The sequence below is a fragment of the Streptomyces sp. NBC_00631 genome, assembly GCF_045206895.1.
Taxonomy (GTDB): domain Bacteria; phylum Actinomycetota; class Actinomycetes; order Streptomycetales; family Streptomycetaceae; genus Streptomyces.
Map to the genome: position 1 here is coordinate 2,358,336 of NZ_CP107734.1, position 17,082 is coordinate 2,375,417.

15 protein-coding genes and 1 pseudogene are annotated in these 17,082 nt (G+C 70.6%); 3 read left to right on the forward strand and 13 right to left on the reverse strand.

From position 1 onward, the window contains the following. Positions 1-92: 92 nt before the first annotated feature. The 11 genes and pseudogenes from yajC to pgsA all read right to left on the reverse strand — a co-directional run bounded on the left by yajC (position 93) and on the right by pgsA (position 9,330). Complete coding sequence (yajC, locus tag OHB00_RS10780) at positions 93-629, reverse strand: preprotein translocase subunit YajC (protein WP_406433637.1); 537 nt, start codon at positions 627-629, stop codon at positions 93-95. A gap of 319 nt (positions 630-948) precedes the next feature. Next, positions 949-2,022 carry a Holliday junction branch migration DNA helicase RuvB gene (gene ruvB / locus OHB00_RS10785; RefSeq protein ID WP_406433639.1) on the reverse strand — a complete coding sequence of 358 codons (1,074 nt, stop codon included), beginning with the start codon at positions 2,020-2,022 and terminating at the stop codon, positions 949-951. A gap of 26 nt (positions 2,023-2,048) precedes the next feature. Continuing rightward, on the reverse strand, positions 2,049-2,654 hold the full coding sequence (gene ruvA, locus OHB00_RS10790) for a Holliday junction branch migration protein RuvA (RefSeq protein WP_406433641.1): 606 nt from the start codon (positions 2,652-2,654) through the stop codon (positions 2,049-2,051). Beyond that, on the reverse strand, positions 2,651-3,190 hold the full coding sequence (gene ruvC, locus OHB00_RS10795; RefSeq protein ID WP_351704441.1) for a crossover junction endodeoxyribonuclease RuvC: 540 nt from the start codon (positions 3,188-3,190) through the stop codon (positions 2,651-2,653). The genes ruvA and ruvC overlap by 4 nt, the downstream gene beginning before the upstream one ends. Positions 3,191-3,392: 202 nt before the next feature. After that, entirely contained in the window at positions 3,393-4,145 is a 753-nt protein-coding gene (locus OHB00_RS10800; protein ID WP_406433644.1) for a YebC/PmpR family DNA-binding transcriptional regulator, read from the reverse strand. A gap of 51 nt (positions 4,146-4,196) precedes the next feature. Beyond that, positions 4,197-4,802 carry a pyridoxal 5'-phosphate synthase glutaminase subunit PdxT gene (gene pdxT, locus OHB00_RS10805; protein ID WP_406433646.1) on the reverse strand — a complete coding sequence of 202 codons (606 nt, stop codon included), beginning with the start codon at positions 4,800-4,802 and terminating at the stop codon, positions 4,197-4,199. A 19-nt stretch (positions 4,803-4,821) separates the two neighbouring features. Continuing rightward, the gene (gene pdxS / locus OHB00_RS10810) at positions 4,822-5,727 is read right to left on the reverse strand and encodes a pyridoxal 5'-phosphate synthase lyase subunit PdxS (protein ID WP_406433648.1); all 906 of its coding nucleotides are present in this window, start codon (positions 5,725-5,727) and stop codon (positions 4,822-4,824) included. A gap of 104 nt (positions 5,728-5,831) precedes the next feature. Further along, positions 5,832-6,383, reverse strand: a complete 552-nt coding sequence (locus OHB00_RS10815) for a hypothetical protein (protein ID WP_406433650.1) — start codon at positions 6,381-6,383, stop codon at positions 5,832-5,834. A gap of 131 nt (positions 6,384-6,514) precedes the next feature. Then, the gene (locus tag OHB00_RS10820) at positions 6,515-7,693 is read right to left on the reverse strand and encodes a glycosyltransferase family 4 protein (RefSeq protein WP_406433652.1); all 1,179 of its coding nucleotides are present in this window, start codon (positions 7,691-7,693) and stop codon (positions 6,515-6,517) included. Further along, a complete protein-coding gene (locus tag OHB00_RS10825) occupies positions 7,690-8,598 on the reverse strand; it encodes a phosphatidylinositol mannoside acyltransferase (RefSeq protein ID WP_406433654.1) in 909 nt (302 codons plus the stop codon). The genes OHB00_RS10820 and OHB00_RS10825 overlap by 4 nt, the downstream gene beginning before the upstream one ends. After that, positions 8,595-9,330 (reverse strand): annotated as a pseudogene (gene pgsA, locus OHB00_RS10830) (phosphatidylinositol phosphate synthase). The gene OHB00_RS10825 and the pseudogene pgsA overlap by 4 nt, the downstream one beginning before the upstream one ends. A 221-nt stretch (positions 9,331-9,551) precedes the next feature. Here pgsA and OHB00_RS10835 point away from each other — a divergent pair. Both OHB00_RS10835 and OHB00_RS10840 read left to right on the forward strand, forming a co-directional pair. Further along, positions 9,552-11,750 (forward strand): elongation factor G-like protein EF-G2, encoded by a 2,199-nt coding sequence (locus OHB00_RS10835; protein WP_406445719.1) that lies wholly within the window; start codon positions 9,552-9,554, stop codon positions 11,748-11,750. 154 nt (positions 11,751-11,904) lie between these two features. Further along, complete coding sequence (locus tag OHB00_RS10840; RefSeq protein WP_406433656.1) at positions 11,905-13,548, forward strand: hypothetical protein; 1,644 nt, start codon at positions 11,905-11,907, stop codon at positions 13,546-13,548. A gap of 131 nt (positions 13,549-13,679) precedes the next feature. Here OHB00_RS10840 and OHB00_RS10845 read toward each other — a convergent pair whose 3' ends face one another. Next, a complete protein-coding gene (locus OHB00_RS10845) occupies positions 13,680-14,243 on the reverse strand; it encodes an HIT family protein (RefSeq protein WP_406433658.1) in 564 nt (187 codons plus the stop codon). Positions 14,244-14,310: 67 nt separating this feature from the next. On the opposite strand from OHB00_RS10845, the gene OHB00_RS10850 reads away from it, so the two are divergent. Further along, the gene (locus OHB00_RS10850; RefSeq protein ID WP_406433660.1) at positions 14,311-14,982 is read left to right on the forward strand and encodes a potassium channel family protein; all 672 of its coding nucleotides are present in this window, start codon (positions 14,311-14,313) and stop codon (positions 14,980-14,982) included. A 47-nt stretch (positions 14,983-15,029) separates the two neighbouring features. Here the strand turns inward: OHB00_RS10850 and thrS are convergent, their stop codons facing one another. Beyond that, on the reverse strand, positions 15,030-17,006 hold the full coding sequence (thrS, locus tag OHB00_RS10855; RefSeq protein WP_406433662.1) for a threonine--tRNA ligase: 1,977 nt from the start codon (positions 17,004-17,006) through the stop codon (positions 15,030-15,032). Between the last annotated feature and the right edge of the window lie 76 nt (positions 17,007-17,082).

The window sequence follows — 17,082 nt, forward strand, 5'->3', positions numbered from 1 at the left end:
CCATGACATGGTGTCGGGATCCCGTGCGGGAAACAGACGCGCCCGGGGTGCGAGGTGCGCGTGTCATGCGCGCACCGCTCCCCGGGGCACGGCTACTTCGCGTCGGTGTCGCCGTCGGTCTTCTTCGGCCCTTCGTCGGCCTTCGCCTCGGCGGCCGCGGCCTCCTCGGCCGGTCCGTCGGTCTTGTCCTCCGTGTCCTCGGTCTCGCTCTCGGCGGCGTCCTTCTTCCCGAGGTCGACGGCCTTGTCGTCGGAGGCGGCGGCAGCGTCGGCGGACTCGTCGTCGGTCTCGGTGAGGGAGGAGGCGTCGTCCGGGACGACGCCGGCGTCGGACTTCAGGTCGTGCTCGATGCCGTGCACGATGCGGTTGTACTCGTCGTCCGTGAGGATGGCGCCGATCGCGTTCTTCGCGAAGAGGAGCTCGACGCCCGGGCCGGCGTCGACGAGGACCGTGTCCTCGTTGACTTCCTTGACCGTCGCGTACATGCCCCCGATGGTGCGGACCCCGTTGCCGGGCTGGATCTCGTTCCGCATCTGCGTGGCCTGCTGCTGGCGCTTTTTGGTGGAGCGCGTCATCAGGACCATGGCCGCGATGAGGACGATGAACACGAGAAGAGGCAAGCTATTCACGGGACGGAATTTCCTTCGCGCAGCCGCGGCGGTGAGCGGCCTGGATGATGGGGGTGTGGTCGGCGCCGCCCACAAAGGCGGCATCGGCGGAGTCTAAGCGAGTCCGCGCGCATGGAACAACGTTCAGCATGGCACCTGGGTTCCTGGGCCCGCCAATGCCCCGCCGTCACGAAGCGATCACGTCTACGGCCGGAGCCCGGCCCAGAAGGCGGCGGCTGTCCGGGCCGCGGACGGGGACCGGCCCACGGCCGCTCCCGGGACACGGCGGCCCGACGTTCTCACCGGCAACGGCTCGGCCCCGGGACGCGCGACGGCCAGGTCAGGTGCCGAACAGGTCCTGCTGGCCGGTTCCGCCCCCCGCGCCGCGCGGGGCGGTCAGGCCCAGGTGGGCCCAGGCCGCGGGGGTGGCGACGCGACCGCGCGGGGTGCGGGCCAGCAGGCCCTCACGGACCAGGAAGGGTTCGGCGACCTCCTCGACCGTCTCGCGCTCCTCCCCCACGGCGACGGCGAGAGTGGACAGGCCGACCGGGCCGCCGCCGAACAGCTTGAGCAACGCCTCCAGGACGGCGCGGTCCAGCCGGTCCAGGCCGCGCTCGTCGACCTCGTAGACCGCGAGCGCCGCGTGCGCGATCTCGCGGGTGACCAGCCCGTCCGCCTTGACCTGCGCGTAGTCGCGGACCCGGCGCAGCAGCCGGTTGGCGATGCGGGGCGTGCCGCGCGAACGGCCGGCGATCTCGGCGGCGCCGGCCGGCTCGATCTCGACGTCCAGCAGATGCGCCGAGCGGTGCACCACCCGCTCCAGCTCGCGCGGCTCGTAGAACTCCATGTGCGCGGTGAAGCCGAAGCGGTCGCGCAGCGGGGGCGGCAGCAGGCCTGCGCGCGTGGTGGCGCCGACCAGCGTGAACGGCGGCAGTTCGAGGGGGATGGCGGTGGCACCCGGCCCCTTGCCGACGATGACGTCGACCCGGAAGTCCTCCATCGCCATGTACAGCATCTCCTCGGCGGGCCGCGACATGCGGTGGATCTCGTCGAGGAAGAGGACCTCGCCCTCCTGGAGGGAGGAGAGGATCGCGGCCAGGTCGCCGGCGTGCTGGATGGCCGGGCCCGAGGTGATGCGGATGGGGGCACCCATCTCGGCCGCGATGATCATCGAGAGGGTGGTCTTGCCCAGGCCGGGGGCGCCGGAGAGCAGCACGTGGTCGGCGGTCGCGCCACGCGCGCGTGCGGCGCGCAGCACCAGGTCGAGCTGCTCGCGGACCTTCTCCTGGCCGATGAACTCGCCCAGGTCCTTGGGGCGCAGCGCGGCCTCGACGGCCTGGTCCTCACGGTCGGCGACGGCGCCCACCAGCCGCTCGGCGTCGGCACCGGTGTCGGTCGTGTCGTCCCAGTTCATAAGTGATGTGCCTCAGCGGTGGTGGGTCAGCGGGCGCGGTTGAGGGTCTGGAGGGCGGCCTTCAGGAGCTGGCCGACCTGCGGGGTGCCGCCCGCCGCCTCGGCCTGCGGGGCGACGGCGGTGACGGCCTCCTCGGCCTCCCGGGTCGCGTACCCCAGGCCGATCAGGGCGGCGTGCAGCTGGTCGCGCCAGCCCTGGCTGATCGGCGCGCCGATCGCGGGGGCGCCGATGGGCTCGCCGAGCCGGTCCTTCAGTTCCAGCAGCAGTTTCTGGGCGCCCTTCCTGCCGATGCCGGGGACGGCGATCAGCGCCTTCTCGTCACCCGTGGCGACCGCGCGGCGCAGCGCGTCGGGACTGTGCACGGCGAGCATCGCCTGGGCGAGCCGCGGGCCGACCCCGCTCGCCGTCTGCAGCAGCTCGAAGACCTGGCGCTCGTCGTCGTCCACGAAGCCGTACAGGGTGAGCGAGTCCTCCCGTACGACCATCGAGGTGGCGAGCTTGGCCGGTTGCCCCATGCGCAGCCCGGACAGGGTGTTGGGGGTGCACTGGACGGCGATGCCGATCCCTCCGACCTCGACGACCGCGGAGTCCGGGGCGAGGGCGGCGACCGGGCCGCTGACGAAGGCGATCATGCCGTACGGCCTTTCGTTGCGTTGGCTGCGTGCAGGGCGACGGCCTGCTGGAGTCGGTTCTGGGCGGGAGCGCGCCAGATGTGGCAGATGGCGAGCGCGAGGGCGTCGGCGGCGTCGGCGGGCTTGGGCGGGGCGCTGAGCCGGAGCAGCCGGGTGACCATGGCGCCGACCTGGGCCTTGTCGGCGCGTCCGGAGCCGGTGACGGCGGCCTTGACCTCGCTGGGGGTGTGCAGGGCGACGGGGATGCCCCGGCGGGCGGCGCACAGCATGGCGACGGCGCTGGCCTGGGCGGTGCCCATCACGGTCCGTACGTTGTGCTGGCTGAACACCCGCTCCACGGCGACGAATTCGGGCCGGTGCTCGTCCAGCCACTGTTCGATGCCCTGCTCGATGGCGACCAGGCGACGGCCGAGCTCGGCGTCGGCGGGCGTGCGGACCACTCCCACGCCGACCATGGTGAGCGGCCGCCCGGCGACGCCCTCGACGACACCGACACCGCACCGGGTCAGCCCGGGGTCCACCCCCAGTACGCGCACCGCGCCCCTCCCCTCTTTGCGGCTGAACCGCCGCCGCTCTCGCGGACCTGGCTGAGCGCCGTCGTGGTTCCTCAATCGATGGTTGCGGTCCGTGGACGGTGATCTACGGATGGCGCCAGGCTAGTCGCTGCCACTGACAACGGCAGCGGGCTGGTAGGACGTGTCCCACCAGCCCGCCGAATCCGCTCAGCCCGCGGCGGCGTTACGCGTCGACCTTCTCCATGACCTCGTCGCTGACGTCGAAGTTGGCGAAGACGTTCTGCACGTCGTCGCTGTCCTCAAGGGCGTCGATCAGCTTGAAGATCTTCTTGGCGCCTTCCTCGTCCAGCTCGACCTGCATGGTCGGGACGAAGTTGGCCTCGGCGGAGTCGTAGTCGATCCCGGAGTCCTGGAGTGCGGTGCGGACGGCGACCAGGTCGGTGGCCTCGCTGAGCACCTCGAAGGACTCGCCGAGGTCGTTGACCTCCTCGGCGCCCGCGTCCAGGACCGCGCCGAGCACGTCGTCCTCGGTCAGCTCGCCCTTGGGGACGATCACGACGCCCTTGCGGTTGAAGAGGTACGACACCGAGCCCGGGTCGGCCATCGAGCCGCCGTTGCGGGTCATGGCGACGCGGACGTCGGAGGCGGCGCGGTTGCGGTTGTCGGTGAGGCACTCGATGAGCACCGCGACACCGTTCGGGCCGTAGCCCTCGTACATGATCGTCTCGTAGTCGGCGCCACCGGCCTCAAGGCCACCGCCGCGCTTGACCGCGGAGTCGATGTTCTTGTTCGGGACCGACTGCTTCTTCGCCTTCTGGATGGCGTCGTAGAGAGTCGGGTTGCCCTCGATGTCGACCCCGCCCATGCGGGCCGCGACCTCGATGTTCTTGATGAGCTTCGCGAAGAGCTTGCCGCGCTTGGCGTCGATCACGGCCTTCTTGTGCTTCGTCGTAGCCCATTTAGAGTGGCCGGACATCTGCCTGTCTCCTTCGCGTAACCCATCCAACAACGAACGCCAGAGATCCTACTAGGACTCGGTCGCCCGGTTCGCGTGCACCATGTCGACGAACAGGGCGTGCACACGGTGGTCGCCGGTCAGTTCCGGGTGGAACGACGTGGCGAGCGCGTTGCCCTGGCGGACCGCGACGATGTGGCCGTCGTGCTCGGCGAGCACCTCGACGTCGGCACCCACGGATTCGACCCAGGGCGCGCGGATGAACACGCCCTCTACAGGGGCGCCGTCGATCCCGCGTACGTCGACCGCGGCCTCGAACGACTCGTTCTGCCGCCCGAAGGCGTTGCGGCGCACGATCATGTCGATGCCGCCGATGGTCTCCTGGCCCGAGCGCGGGTCGAGGATCTTGTCGGCGAGCATGATCATGCCCGCACAGGTGCCGTAGACCGGCATTCCGTCGCGCACGCGCGCGCGAAGGGGCGCCATCACGTCGAACAGGACGGCCAGTTTGGAGATGGTGGTGGACTCGCCGCCCGGGATGACCAGGCCGTCCACCTCGGCGAGCTCCTCGGGGCGCCTGACCGGCCTGGCCACGGCGTCGGCCGCGGCCAGGGCGATGAGGTGCTCCCGTACGTCGCCCTGGAGGGCCAGGACGCCTATGACAGGTGCGTCGGACATGTCTGCGAGACCTCTGGCCTTACCAGCCGCGGTTGGCGTAGCGCTCGGCCTCGGGGAGGGTGTCGCAGTTGATGCCGACCATGGCCTCGCCGAGATTGCGGGACGCGTCCGCGATGATCTTCGGGTCGTCGTAGAAGGTGGTCGCCTTGACGATGGCGGCGGCGCGCTTGGCCGGGTCGCCGGACTTGAAGATGCCGGAACCGACGAAGACGCCCTCGGCGCCGAGCTGGCGCATCAGGGCGGCGTCGGCCGGGGTGGCGACGCCACCGGCGGAGAACAGCACCACGGGGAGCTTGCCGAGCTCGGCGACCTCCTTGACCAGCTCGTAGGGGGCGCGCAGCTCCTTGGCGGCGGCGTACAGCTCGTTGTTGTCGCAGCCGCGCAGCTTGGCGATCTCGCCCTTGATCTGGCGCAGGTGACGGACGGCCTCGACGACGTTGCCGGTGCCGGCCTCGCCCTTGGAGCGGATCATGGCCGCGCCCTCGGCGATCCGGCGCAGGGCCTCACCGAGGTTGGTGGCGCCGCAGACGAACGGGGTGGTGAAGGCCCACTTGTCGGAGTGGTTGACCTCGTCGGCCGGGGTGAGGACCTCGGACTCGTCGATGTAGTCGACGCCGAGCGACTGCAGGACCTGGGCCTCGACGAAGTGGCCGATACGGGACTTGGCCATCACCGGGATGGAGACCGCCTCGATGATGCCCTCGATCATGTCCGGGTCGGACATCCGGGCCACCCCGCCGTCCTTGCGGATGTCGGCCGGGACCCGCTCCAGGGCCATGACGGCGACGGCGCCCGCGTCTTCGGCGATCTTCGCCTGCTCCGGCGTGACGACGTCCATGATCACGCCGCCCTTGAGCTGCTCGGCCATGCCGCGCTTCACGCGGGCGGTGCCGGTCTCGGGGGTCTGGTTCTCGATGGTGGACACGGGTGACCTCACTCGCTGAAAGAGGGTTTCTGCAAACACCGAGGAAACGCGAGTGGACCAGTCCACAGCAAGGGCCAATGGGTAGCCGGTGGATCCTTTTGCGGTCAGGCCGGGCGCTCGGCCAGCGCGGCAGGCGGTTCGTCGTCCATCTCGAAGGCCAGCGGGAAGGGGGCGTGTCCGGCCAGCCGGAACCAGCGGACCTTGCGGTGTTCGCGCAGCCGGCGGGCCGCGCCGACGGTGTCGTTGTGGAAGCGGCGGGCCATCGGGACCCGGCGCACCGACTCGGCCAGCTCGCTCGCGGCGGCCTCGCCGCCGGGCGCCTCCCGGACCTCCTCGACCTGCTGCGGATCCTCGAAGACCGCACGCAGCGCCTGGCTCAGCTCGCTCTCCGCGACCTCCCGCTGCTCCTCCTCGGCCTGCCGGGCGGCGTGCGCGGCCTCGTACAGCACGATCGAGGCGGCGGGATCAAGCACCCCCGAGGTCGCCAGCTCCTGGGCCACCGAGGCGCGCCGCAGCAGCTGTGCGTCGAGGGCGGCACGGGCGGCGTCGATGCGCGAGTGCAGCCGGTCGAGACGGCCTGCGGTCCAGCTCAGGTACAGGCCGATCACCACGAGGGCGGCGAGGATCCAGAGCGTCCAGATGAGCGTTGCGGTCACGGGCGGAACGCTATAGGACGCGCACGTGGGAGCGCGCCCCCGAAGGGGCGCGGGGAACTGCGCGACCAGCCACGACGGCGCCGCACACTACAGACGGCAGACGACACATCGCGGCGCCCCCCGGCGGAGCCCTAGTCCCGCGCCAGCCCGAACCGCGCCCGCAGCCCCGAGCGCTCGTCGGCCGCCACCGCCGCCGCGCCCGCCGTCACCGTCTCGTAGACGGACAGGATGTCCGCGCCCACGGTGGACCAGTCGAAGCGCCGTACGTGCACGCTGCCGCGGTCGCGCAGCCCGGCCCGGCGCTCCGGGTCCTTCAGGAGCCGCACCGCCGCTTCGGCCAGCGCGTCCGCGTCCTCGTTGGCGAAGAGCTCGCCCGCCGCGCCCTGGTCCAGGACCTGGGTGAAGGCGTCGAGGTCGGAGGCGAGGACCGGGGCGCCCGCGGACAGGGCCTCCACCAGGATTATCCCGAAGCTCTCGCCGCCCGTGTTGGGTGCGATGTACAGGTCGAGGCTGCGCAGGAAGCGGGCCTTGTCCTCGTCGCTGATCATGCCGAGGAACTCCACATGGGAGCGCAGCTCTGCCGGGAGGGACTCGACCGCGGCCTCCTCGTCGCCCCGGCCGGCCACCAGGAGCCGGGTCTGCGGGCGGGCGGCGAGGATCTTGGGCAGGGCCTTCATCAGCACCGGGAGGCCCTTGCGGGGCTCGTCGATGCGGCCCATGAAACCGATCGTCTCGCCCGCCCGTCCCCCTCCCGACTGCCACTCGGGGCGCGGCTCCGCCTTGGCGAAGAAGTCCACGTCGACACCGTTGGGGATCACCACCGCGTCGCCGCCGAGGTGCTCGACCAGCGTGCGGCGGGCGTACTCGCTCACCGCGATCCGGGCGCTGATCTTCTCCAGGGCGGCCTGCAGGATCGAGTACGCGGCGATCATCGCGCGGGAGCGCGGGTTGGAGGTGTGGAAGGTGGCCACTATCGGGCCCTGCGCCGCCCAGCAGGTCAGCAGGCCCAGGGACGGCGAGGTCGGCTCGTGGATGTGGACCACGTCGAACGCGCCGTCGTGCAGCCAGCGGCGCACCCGCGCGGCGGACAGGAACCCGAAGTTGAGCCGGGCCACCGAGCCGTTGTACGGCACCGGGACCGCTCGGCCGGCCGAGACGACGTACGGCGGCAGCGGGGTGTCGTCGTCGGCGGGGGCGAGGACGGAGACGTCGTGGCCCAGGCGGATGAAGTACTCGGCGAGGTCGCGGATGTGGAACTGGACGCCACCCGGGACGTCCCAGGAGTAGGGGCAGACGATGCCGATCCTCACGACGGTCCCTTCGCGGGGTCGAGGTCGGCGAGCCACAAGCGCTGGAGCATGTGCCAGTCCTCCGGATGGTCGGCGATCCCGGTGGCGAAGGCGTCGGCCAGCGCCTGTGTCATGACAGACGTCTTCGCGGTCCGGTCACCTGACTCGGGTACCTCGATCGGGGCGTGCACCCGGCCCTTCATGACGGAGGTGTCGTCGTACCACAGTGTCACGGGGAGCAGGTGGGCACCGGTCTGCTGGGCCAGCAGTGCCGGACCGGCGGGCATCCGCGCGGTGGAGCCGAAGAAGTCGACCTCGATGCCGGAGGCGGACAGGTCGCGGTCGGCGACCAGGCAGACCAGGCCGCCGTCGCGCAGCCTGCGGGCCAGGGCGCCGAAGGCGGTGCCGCCGCTGTGCGGCAGGACCTCCATGCCGAGGCCCTCGCGGTAGGCGACGAAACGGTCGTACAGGGTCTCCGGCTTGAGCCGCTCGGCGACCGTGGTGAACGGCGTCTTCAGCTCGGTGGTGACCCAGGCGCCGGCCAGGTCCCAGTTGGCCAGGTGCGGCAGCGCGAGGATCACCCCGCGGCCGGAGGCGAGGCCGTCAATGAGGTGGTGGACGTCCTTGGGGGCAAAGCCGGTGCGGATGCGCTCCTCGCTCCAGGACGGCAGCCGGAAGGACTCCATCCAGTAGCGCAGGTACGAGCGCATGCCCGCGCGGGAGAGCTCGCGCAGCCGCTCGGGACTCGCGTCGGGCAGCACGCGCGCGTAGTTGGATTCGAGCCGCTGGACGCCCTTGCCGCGCTGCTTCCAGGCGAGGTCCGCGATGGAGTTGCCGAGGCGCACGGCGACCGGTTCGGGGAGCTTCTTGACGGTGCTCCAGCCGACACCGTACAGAGCGTCGGTGAGCCGGTCGGCGGCGGTCACTGCGCGGCCTCGCTCCCGTGCGAGGCCTTCTCGCGCTCGGCCGCGGCCTCCGCCTCCGCGGACTCCCGGCGGACCGTGACGACCCGCTGGACGAGGGTGACCAGGCTGCCCACTGCGACGATCCACAGAGCGATCGGCAGCAGGATCTGGATGTGCGGGACGCCGAACTTGTGGAAGCCGGCCAGACCGGCCGCCACCAGCGAGATCACGAGGCGCTCGGCGCGCTCCACGAGACCGTTGACGGCCACCGGCAGCCCGATCGACTCGCCGCGCGCCTTGGTGTACGACACCACCTGGCCGCTGGCCAGGCAGAAGATGGAGACCGCGCACAGGACATCGTTGTTCCCGTTGCCCGCGTACCAGAGGGCGAAGCCGCCGAAGATCGCGCCGTCGGCGACCCGGTCCAGGGTGGAGTCCAGGAAGGCGCCCCAGCGGCTGGTGCGGCCCAGCTGGCGGGCCATGTTGCCGTCCACCAGGTCCGAGAACACGAACAGCGTGATCACGATCGTGCCCCAGAAGAACTCGCCCCGGGGGAAGAAGACCAGCGCGCCCGCGACCACTCCGGCCGTGCCGAGGAGCGTGACCGTGTCCGGGCTCACGCCCCGGCGGATGAGAAACGCGGCGAACGGTGTGAGGACACGCGTGAAGAATGCACGCGCGTACTTGTTCAGCATGGCCTTCCCGACGGTCGTTGCGCCGTGCGGCCCCTGCTGGCCACCCCGGCTGGCCCATCGTAGCCACGCGCGCGTGTGTGCGACGGGTGGGCACTCGCAGAGGGGACCGGAGGCCGGTCCGGAAGGGTCCCGCGGGCACGATCACGTCCTTCGTATGGACGCACCGTGACGGGAGTGGAAAGCTCGAATAACCGCGGGCGTCATCGGAGCCGCCACCGCACGCGGCCCGCCAGCTCGCCCGCGCCCACAGAGACCTCACCGTGCACGGGAGGCATGACCATGGGCGACAAGGCCAAGGAACACCCCGGAGCCGCCGGCAGGGCAAGGGCGGCCGACCACCCCGCGTCTGTACGGAATGTGGTGCTGGTCGGCCACTCCGGATCGGGCAAGACCACATTGGTCGAGGCTCTCGCGCTGACCGCGGGAGCGGTGAACCGGGCGGGCCGGGTGGAGGACGGCGGAACCGTCTCGGACTACGACGACATCGAGCACCGGCAGCAGCGCTCCGTACAGCTGTCGCTGGTACCGGTCGAGTGGAACGGAATCAAGATCAACATCCTGGACACCCCGGGATACGCCGACTTCGTCGGAGAGCTGAGGGCCGGTCTGCGCGCCGCGGACGCGGCCCTCTTCGTCGTCTCGGCCTCGGACGGGGTGGACGGCTCGACCCGGATGGTGTGGGAGGAGTGCGCGGCCGTCGGGATGCCCCGGGCGATCGTCATCACGCACCTGGAGGCCGCCCGCGCGGACTTCCAGGAGATGACCCGGGTGTGCGCCGAGGCGTTCGGCGCCGACGACCCGGACGCCGTGCTGCCCCTCTACCTGCCGCTGCACGGCCCACAGGGTCCGGACGGGCACGCGCCGGTGACCGGGCTGGTCGGGCTGCTCACGCAGAAGCTGTTCGACTACTCCACCGGGGAGCGCAAGGAGTCCGAGCCGGGCCCCGACCAGCTGCCCGACATCGAGGAGGCCCGCAACCGGCTCATCGAGGGGATCATCTCGGAGAGCGAGGACGAGACGCTCATGGACCGCTATCTGGGCGGCGAGCAGATCGACCTCAAGACGCTGATCGAGGACCTGGAACGGGCCGTGGCACGCGGGGCCTTCTTCCCCGTCCTGGCGGCCGCCCCGGCCACCGACGGCGCCCGCCAGGGCCTCGGCACGGTCGAGCTCCTGGAGCTGGTCACCGGGGGCTTCCCGACCCCCTTCGAGCACCCCACGCCCGGAGTCACCACCATCGACGGCACCCCGCGCGACATCAAGCCGTGCGACACCGGCGGCCCGCTGGTCGCCGAGGTGGTGAAGACCGCCTCCGACCCCTACGTCGGCCGGGTCTCGCTGGTGCGGGTCTTCTCCGGCACCCTGCGCCCCGACGAGACGGTCCACGTCTCCGGGCACGGCCTCGCCGACCGCGGCCACGAGGACCACGACGTCGACGAGAAGATCGGCGCCCTGTCCACACCGTTCGGCAAACAGCAGCGGCCGGTCACCCACGTCATCGCCGGTGACCTGGCCTGCGTGGCGAAACTCGGCCGCGCGGAGACCGGCGACACCCTCTCCGGCAAGGACGACCCGCTGCTCATGGAGCCGTGGGAGATGCCCGACCCGCTGCTGCCGCTCGCCATCGAGGCGCACAGCAAGGCGGACGAGGACAAGCTCTCGCAGGGCCTCGCCCGGCTGGTCGCCGAGGACCCGACCATGCGGCTCGAACAGAACCAGGACACCCACCAGGTGGTGCTGTGGTGCCTCGGCGAGGCACACGCGGACGTCGCCCTGGAACGGCTGCGCAGCCGCTACGGCGTCCAGGTCGACGTCGTACCGCACAAGGTGTCCCTCCGGGAGACGTTCGCCGGCAAGTCCGCCGGACGCGGCCGGCACGTCAAACAGTCCGGCGGGCACGGGCAGTTCGCGATCTGCGAGATCGAGGTGGAACCGCTGCCGGGCGGCTCCGGCATCGAGTTCGTCGACAAGGTGGTCGGCGGCGCGGTGCCCCGGCAGTTCATCCCGTCGGTCGAGAAGGGCGTCAGGGCCCAGGCCGTCAAGGGGGTCGCCGCCGGCTACCAGCTGGTCGACGTGCGGGTCACCCTGCTCGACGGCAAGGCGCACTCCGTGGACTCCTCCGACGCCGCCTTCCAGACGGCCGGCGCGCTGGCGCTGCGGGAGGCGGCCGCGGATGCCAGGATCCATCTCCTCGAACCGGTGGCCGAGGTGTCCGTACTGGTCGGCGACGACTACGTGGGCGCCGTGATGAGCGACCTGTCCGGGCGGCGCGGCCGGGTGCTGGGCACCGAGCAGACCAGCGGCGGACGCACCCTCATCAAGGCCGAGGTACCGGAGTTCGAGATCGGCCGGTACGCGGTCGACCTGCGCTCCCTCTCCCACGGCACGGCGCGGTTCAGCCGCTCCTACGCGCGGCACGAGCCGATGCCACCGCAGATCGCCGAGAAGATTCGCGAACAGGCCGAGAAGGCCTCCTAGTCGGTCGGCAACGGGAGTGTTCGGCGGACGGCTTCGGCCGTCCGCCGAACACCTGTCAGTGGCTGGGGATACTCTGAGTACTTGATCAACAGGTGTGCGGAGTACGGAAGTCGGGAAGGCCGCAGAAGCAGGACAGCGGCAAGTGGGGGCGGGAATGAGCTTCGAGGACTTCTTCGGGCCACAGGTGCCCAGGCCGGGCGGCGAGGCGCAGGCACCGACCTACGCCCTGGCCTCGGCGGCCTACCGGGACACACCGATGGAGGAGATCAAGAAGGCCGACAACGAGTGGCACCAGTCCACGGTCACCGAGGGCCGTAAATGGGCGAAGATATTCCGGCCCAACTTCGGTGAGGCGTACTCCCAGGCGGTCATCGACCGCATGCTGGGCGTCGGCCGCAAACCCCTCGTCCAGTCCTTCGGCAGCGAACCCCAGGTGGTCGTCGAGCACTGCCTCGCGGCCAACCGCATCCGCCGGGAACGCGACCTGCGGCTCACCGCCGTCATGCTCCTGTGCGGGGTGCTCTTCCTGCCCGGCCTGCTGGTGTGGCTGGGGGTCTTCCAGCTCCGGGCCACCATGCTGAAGGCCGGCGACAAGCGGGTCTCCGGTTTCGGCAGCGCACTGCTGGCCGCCGTCGGCGTCCTCGCGGTCATCTTCCTGATCCGGATGCCGCTCGCCGGCTTCTGGGGATGGTACGCGCGCGGCTGCATCGTGCTCCCGGTCGTCGGCTGGTACCTGGCCAAGCGGCTGTGCGAGCGCACCGCGAGGGACCTGCGCGAGGCCTGGGACGGCCTGCTCTCCGGCGGCAGCGTCGGCGCCAAGGTCCCGGAGGCGGTACCGACCAGCCCCGACCAGGCCGCGGCCGAGCAACTGCGCCAGTCCCTGGCCCGGCTCAGCGCCGAGCAGCAGTCCAACTCGGTCTTCTACGCCGGCCCCAAGGGCATACTCGGCATGGGCACCCGCTGGGGCTCCTGGCACCTCGCCGAGGAGCTGGTGCCGCTCGATCCGGTCAAGGGCGTCCACGAGTTCCGTGCCTGGACGGTGGTCCGGGAGATCGAGAAGGAACTGAGCGTGCTGCACCGGCAGCACCTGAAGACCGGCGGCTTCCCGCCACCGCAGGTCAGGCACTGGATCGTCACCCATGTCGGAGAGGGCGCCAAGGCGGTGACCAGGCCCGAGGGGACCGACTACCTGGTGGGGCCCGCGGACGTGGAGCGGATCTGCAACAACAACCACTTCGACAAGGGTGAGCGGCACTACCTGGGCGTGCAGTGGCCGCACCTGTGGAACGGCGACCTGATCATCACGATGATGACCACCGTCACCGTGCTGAAGGAGACCCTGCGGATCGAGGTCACCGGACACGCCCTCGGTCCGGTCAACGGCCTGTTCGGCGGCAAGCCGGAGGCCCCCACCAAGACGGTCGCGAAGACCGTCCGGTTCTGGGAGACCCGGACCGTCAAGCTGCCCCTGGTCACCCCGGACGAGGTGGTCCGGCTGGGCGCGCGGGCGATGGTCAGCTGGTATCCGCCGCTGCTGAAGTGGCTCGGCGGTTCCATCGGCCTGCCCGAGCCGTTCGGCCTCCGGCACGCCTGGGCCGACCAGCCCTGGCGGCACCGCTTCATGGCCGACGACGCGCTGCGCGCGGCCACGCCGGTGCTCCGGGCGGTGCACCGGGCCGCGTTCACCGTGCTCAAGGAGCACGACGTCAACATGGACAAGTTCAACTCGCGGGCGGGAGCACTCAGCGGGGCGGTCCAGGAGGCGTCACCGAAGAAGGCGGACACCTACGACGCGTGAGCCTCCGGCGGTTCGGCCGAAGGGGCGGGACGGGCACCGGCGCCTGAGGGCTGCCACCCCCAGACCCCCGCTTCGACCTGAACGGCCTCGTCCTCGATCTCCCCCAGAGGGGGCACCCCCGGACGGGCTGCTCAATGTGACGTCGGCCAGGCCTCGGCCAGCATCTTGCGGGTGTCCGCCAGCAGCTGCGGCAGCACCCGCGTGTGGCCGACCACCGGCATGAAGTTCGTGTCGCCGCCCCAGCGCGGGACGATGTGCTGGTGCAGGTGGGCCGCGATACCGGCACCCGCGACCGAGCCCTGGTTCATACCGATGTTGAAGCCGTGGGCACCCGACGCCGTGCGCAGCGCTGTCATCGCCTGCTTGGTCAGCTCGGCCAGTTCGACCGTCTCCGGGGCGGTCAGATCCGTGTAGTCGGCGACATGGCGGTAGGGGACGGTCATCAGATGGCCGCCGTTGTACGGGTAGAGGTTGAGCACCGCGTAGACGTGCTCGCCGCGCCGGACGACCAGCCCGTCCTCGTCGGACTTGGCCGGGATCGAGCAGAAGGGACAGCCGTCGTCGGCCCCCGGACCGGTCGGCTTGTTCTCACCCTGGATGTAGGCCATCCGGTGGGGTGTCCACAGGCGCTGGAACGCGTCCTGCGTCCCCACTCCGATCTGCTGCTCCGGCTCACTCGTCATGCTAGGCAGCATATGGCTTCGCCCGTTCGCGGCGTGTCGCCGGGGCCCGGCGAAACGGCCCGGCGGCGAAGCTGGGCGGATGGACGACGACAGCCGGCTGATCCGCTGGGACCGGAGGACCGACCTGCCGCTCGGCATCGCCTCGCTGGTCTTCCTCGGCTCGTACGCGGTGCATGTACTGACGCCCGGGCTGCCGAAGGCCGAGCACGCCTTCTTCCTGTCGCTGATGTACACGGCCTGGGCGATGTTCGCCGTCGACTACGCGGTGCGCTGGCGGCTCAGCGGGGAGGGACCGGGGTTCGTACGGCGGCACTGGCTGGACACGGTCGTCCTGGTGCTGCCACTGCTGCGGCCGGTTCGGGTCGTGCGGACCTACGAGTCGATCCAGCGCCGGCGCGGGGAGCCCCGGCTCCCGTTGCACGCGCGTGTGGCGGCCTACTCGACGTTGTCGATCTCCCTGCTGGGCTTCTCGGGCGCCCTCGCCGTCTACCAGGCCGAACGCTCGGCCCCGAACGCCACCATCCGTACCTTCGGCGAGTCCCTCTGGTGGACCTGCTCGACCCTCTCCACGGTCGGTTACGGAGACTACGTCCCGGTGACCACCCTGGGGCGGTTCATCGCCGTGGGGCTGATGGCCTGCGGTCTGGGACTGCTGGGCACGGTCACGGGGTCGTTCTCGTCCTGGATGCTGCAGCGGTTCTCGCTGAGCGAGGACGAGAGAAGGCCCCCGGGGGATTCCCCGGGGGCCTGAAACCCAGCGGTGCGAAGCGGATCAGCCCCGCGTCGGCGGCGACCGCATCACACCTGAACGCGGCGCTCCACCACATCGACGATCTTCGCGATCGCCTCGGCACGCGGGATGCCGTTCTCCTGCGATCCGTCGCGGTAGCGGAACGACACCGTGCCCGCGTTCATGTCCTCGTCGCCGACGATGATCATGAACGGCACCTTCTGCTTCTGCGCGGTCCTGATCTTCTTCTGCATCCGGTCCGAGGACGCGTCCACCTCGACCCGCAGCCCCTGCTTCTTCGCCTCGGCGGCGAAGTCCTGCAGGTACTCGACGTGCCCGTCACCGATCGGGATGCCCACCGCCTGGACCGGCGCCAGCCAGGCCGGGAAGGCACCCGCGTAGTGCTCCAGGAGGACCGCGAAGAACCGCTCGATGGAGCCGAACAGGGCGCGGTGGATCATCACCGGGCGCTGCTTGGTGCCGTCGGCGGAGGTGTACTCCAGGTCGAAGCGCTCGGGCAGGTTGAAGTCGAGCTGGACGGTCGACATCTGCCAGGTGCGGCCGATGGCGTCCTTGGTCTGCACGGAGATCTTCGGGCCGTAGAAGGCGGCGCCGCCCGGGTCGGGGACCAGCGGCAGGCCCTGCTTCTCGGCGACCGCGCGCAGCGTCTCGGTCGCCTCCTCCCAGACCTCGTCGGAGCCGACGAACTTCTCCGGGTCCTTGGTGGACAGCTCCAGGTAGAAGTCGGTGAGGCCGTAGTCGCGCAGCAGGTTCAGGACGAAGGTGAGCGTCTTGTCGAGCTCGTCCGCCATCTGCTCCTTGGTGCAGTAGATGTGCGCGTCGTCCTGGGTGAAGCCACGGGCCCGGGTGAGGCCGTGCACGACACCGGACTTCTCGTACCGGTACACGGTCCCGAACTCGAAGAGCCGCAGCGGCAGTTCACGGTAGGACCGGCCGCGCGCGTCGAAGATCAGGTTGTGCATCGGGCAGTTCATGGGCTTGAGGTAGTAGTCCACGCCCTCGTCGAGCTGCATGGGCGGGTACATGCCGTCGGCGTACCAGTCCAGGTGCCCGGACGTCTCGAAGAGCTTCCCCTTGGTGGCGTGCGGGGTGTAGACGAACTCGTAGCCCTCCTCCTCGTGCCGGCGGCGCGAGTAGTCCTCCATCACTCGGCGGACGATGCCGCCCTTGGGGTGGAAGACGGCGAGGCCGGAGCCGATCTGCTCCGGGATGGAGAACAGGTCCAGCTCGCTGCCCAGCTTGCGGTGGTCGCGCTTCTCGGCCTCGGCGAGGAAGTCCAGGTACTCCTTCAGCTCGTCCTTGGACGGCCAGGCGGTCCCGTAGATGCGCTGGAGCATCGGGTTCTTCTCGCTGCCGCGCCAGTAGGCGGCCGCGTTGCGCATCAGCTTGAACGCCGGGATGAGACGCGTCGACGGCAGGTGCGGACCGCGGCAGAGGTCCTTCCAGCACAGCTCGCCGGTCTTGGCGTCCAGGTTGTCGTAGATCGTCAGCTCACCGGCGCCGACCTCGACGTCAGCGCCGTCGTCGCTCGACGCCGAGCCCTTGAGGCCGATCAGTTCGAGCTTGTACGGCTCGTCGGCCAGTTCCTCGCGGGCCGCCTCGTCCGTGACCACACGGCGGGAGAAGCGCTGCCCGCGCTTCTGGATCTCCTGCATCTTCTTCTCGATGGCCTTGAGATCCTCGGGCGTGAACGGCTTCGCCACGTCGAAGTCGTAGTAGAAGCCGTCCTTGACCGGCGGGCCGATGCCCAGCTTGGCCTCGGGGAAGATCTCCTGGACGGCCTGGGCCATGACGTGCGCGGTGGAGTGGCGCAGGATGTTGAGACCGTCCTCGGAGGAGATCTCCACCGGCTCCACGACCTCACCCTCGGCGGGCGCGTACGCGAGATCCTTGAGCTCCCCGGCCACCCGGGCGGCGATGACCGCGCGCTCGCCGGCGAAGAGCTCGGCGGCCGTAGTGCCCGTCGTCACCACGCGCTCTTCCCGCTCGGAATCGCGTTGGATGATCACACGGACGTCTGACACCGGTCTCTCCTGACTGAAGGCGGATGCGGGCGCCGTACCAGGAGCGCGCGCAATACCGGATCGTACCGACCCGGCC

Excerpts from the sequence above, each read along its gene's own strand:
- pdxT (WP_406433646.1), bottom strand. The coding sequence starts at position 4,802 with ATGTCCGACGCACCTGTCATAGGCGTCCTGGCCCTCCAGGGCGACGTA.
- OHB00_RS10835 (WP_406445719.1), top strand. The coding sequence starts at position 9,552 with ATGGGCGACAAGGCCAAGGAACACCCCGGAGCCGCCGGCAGGGCAAGG.
- OHB00_RS10845 (WP_406433658.1), bottom strand. The coding sequence starts at position 14,243 with ATGCTGCCTAGCATGACGAGTGAGCCGGAGCAGCAGATCGGAGTGGGG.
- ruvB (WP_406433639.1), bottom strand. The coding sequence starts at position 2,022 with ATGAACTGGGACGACACGACCGACACCGGTGCCGACGCCGAGCGGCTG.
- ruvA (WP_406433641.1), bottom strand. The coding sequence starts at position 2,654 with ATGATCGCCTTCGTCAGCGGCCCGGTCGCCGCCCTCGCCCCGGACTCC.
- OHB00_RS10800 (WP_406433644.1), bottom strand. The coding sequence starts at position 4,145 with ATGTCCGGCCACTCTAAATGGGCTACGACGAAGCACAAGAAGGCCGTG.
- OHB00_RS10840 (WP_406433656.1), top strand. The coding sequence starts at position 11,905 with ATGAGCTTCGAGGACTTCTTCGGGCCACAGGTGCCCAGGCCGGGCGGC.
- OHB00_RS10850 (WP_406433660.1), top strand. The coding sequence starts at position 14,311 with ATGGACGACGACAGCCGGCTGATCCGCTGGGACCGGAGGACCGACCTG.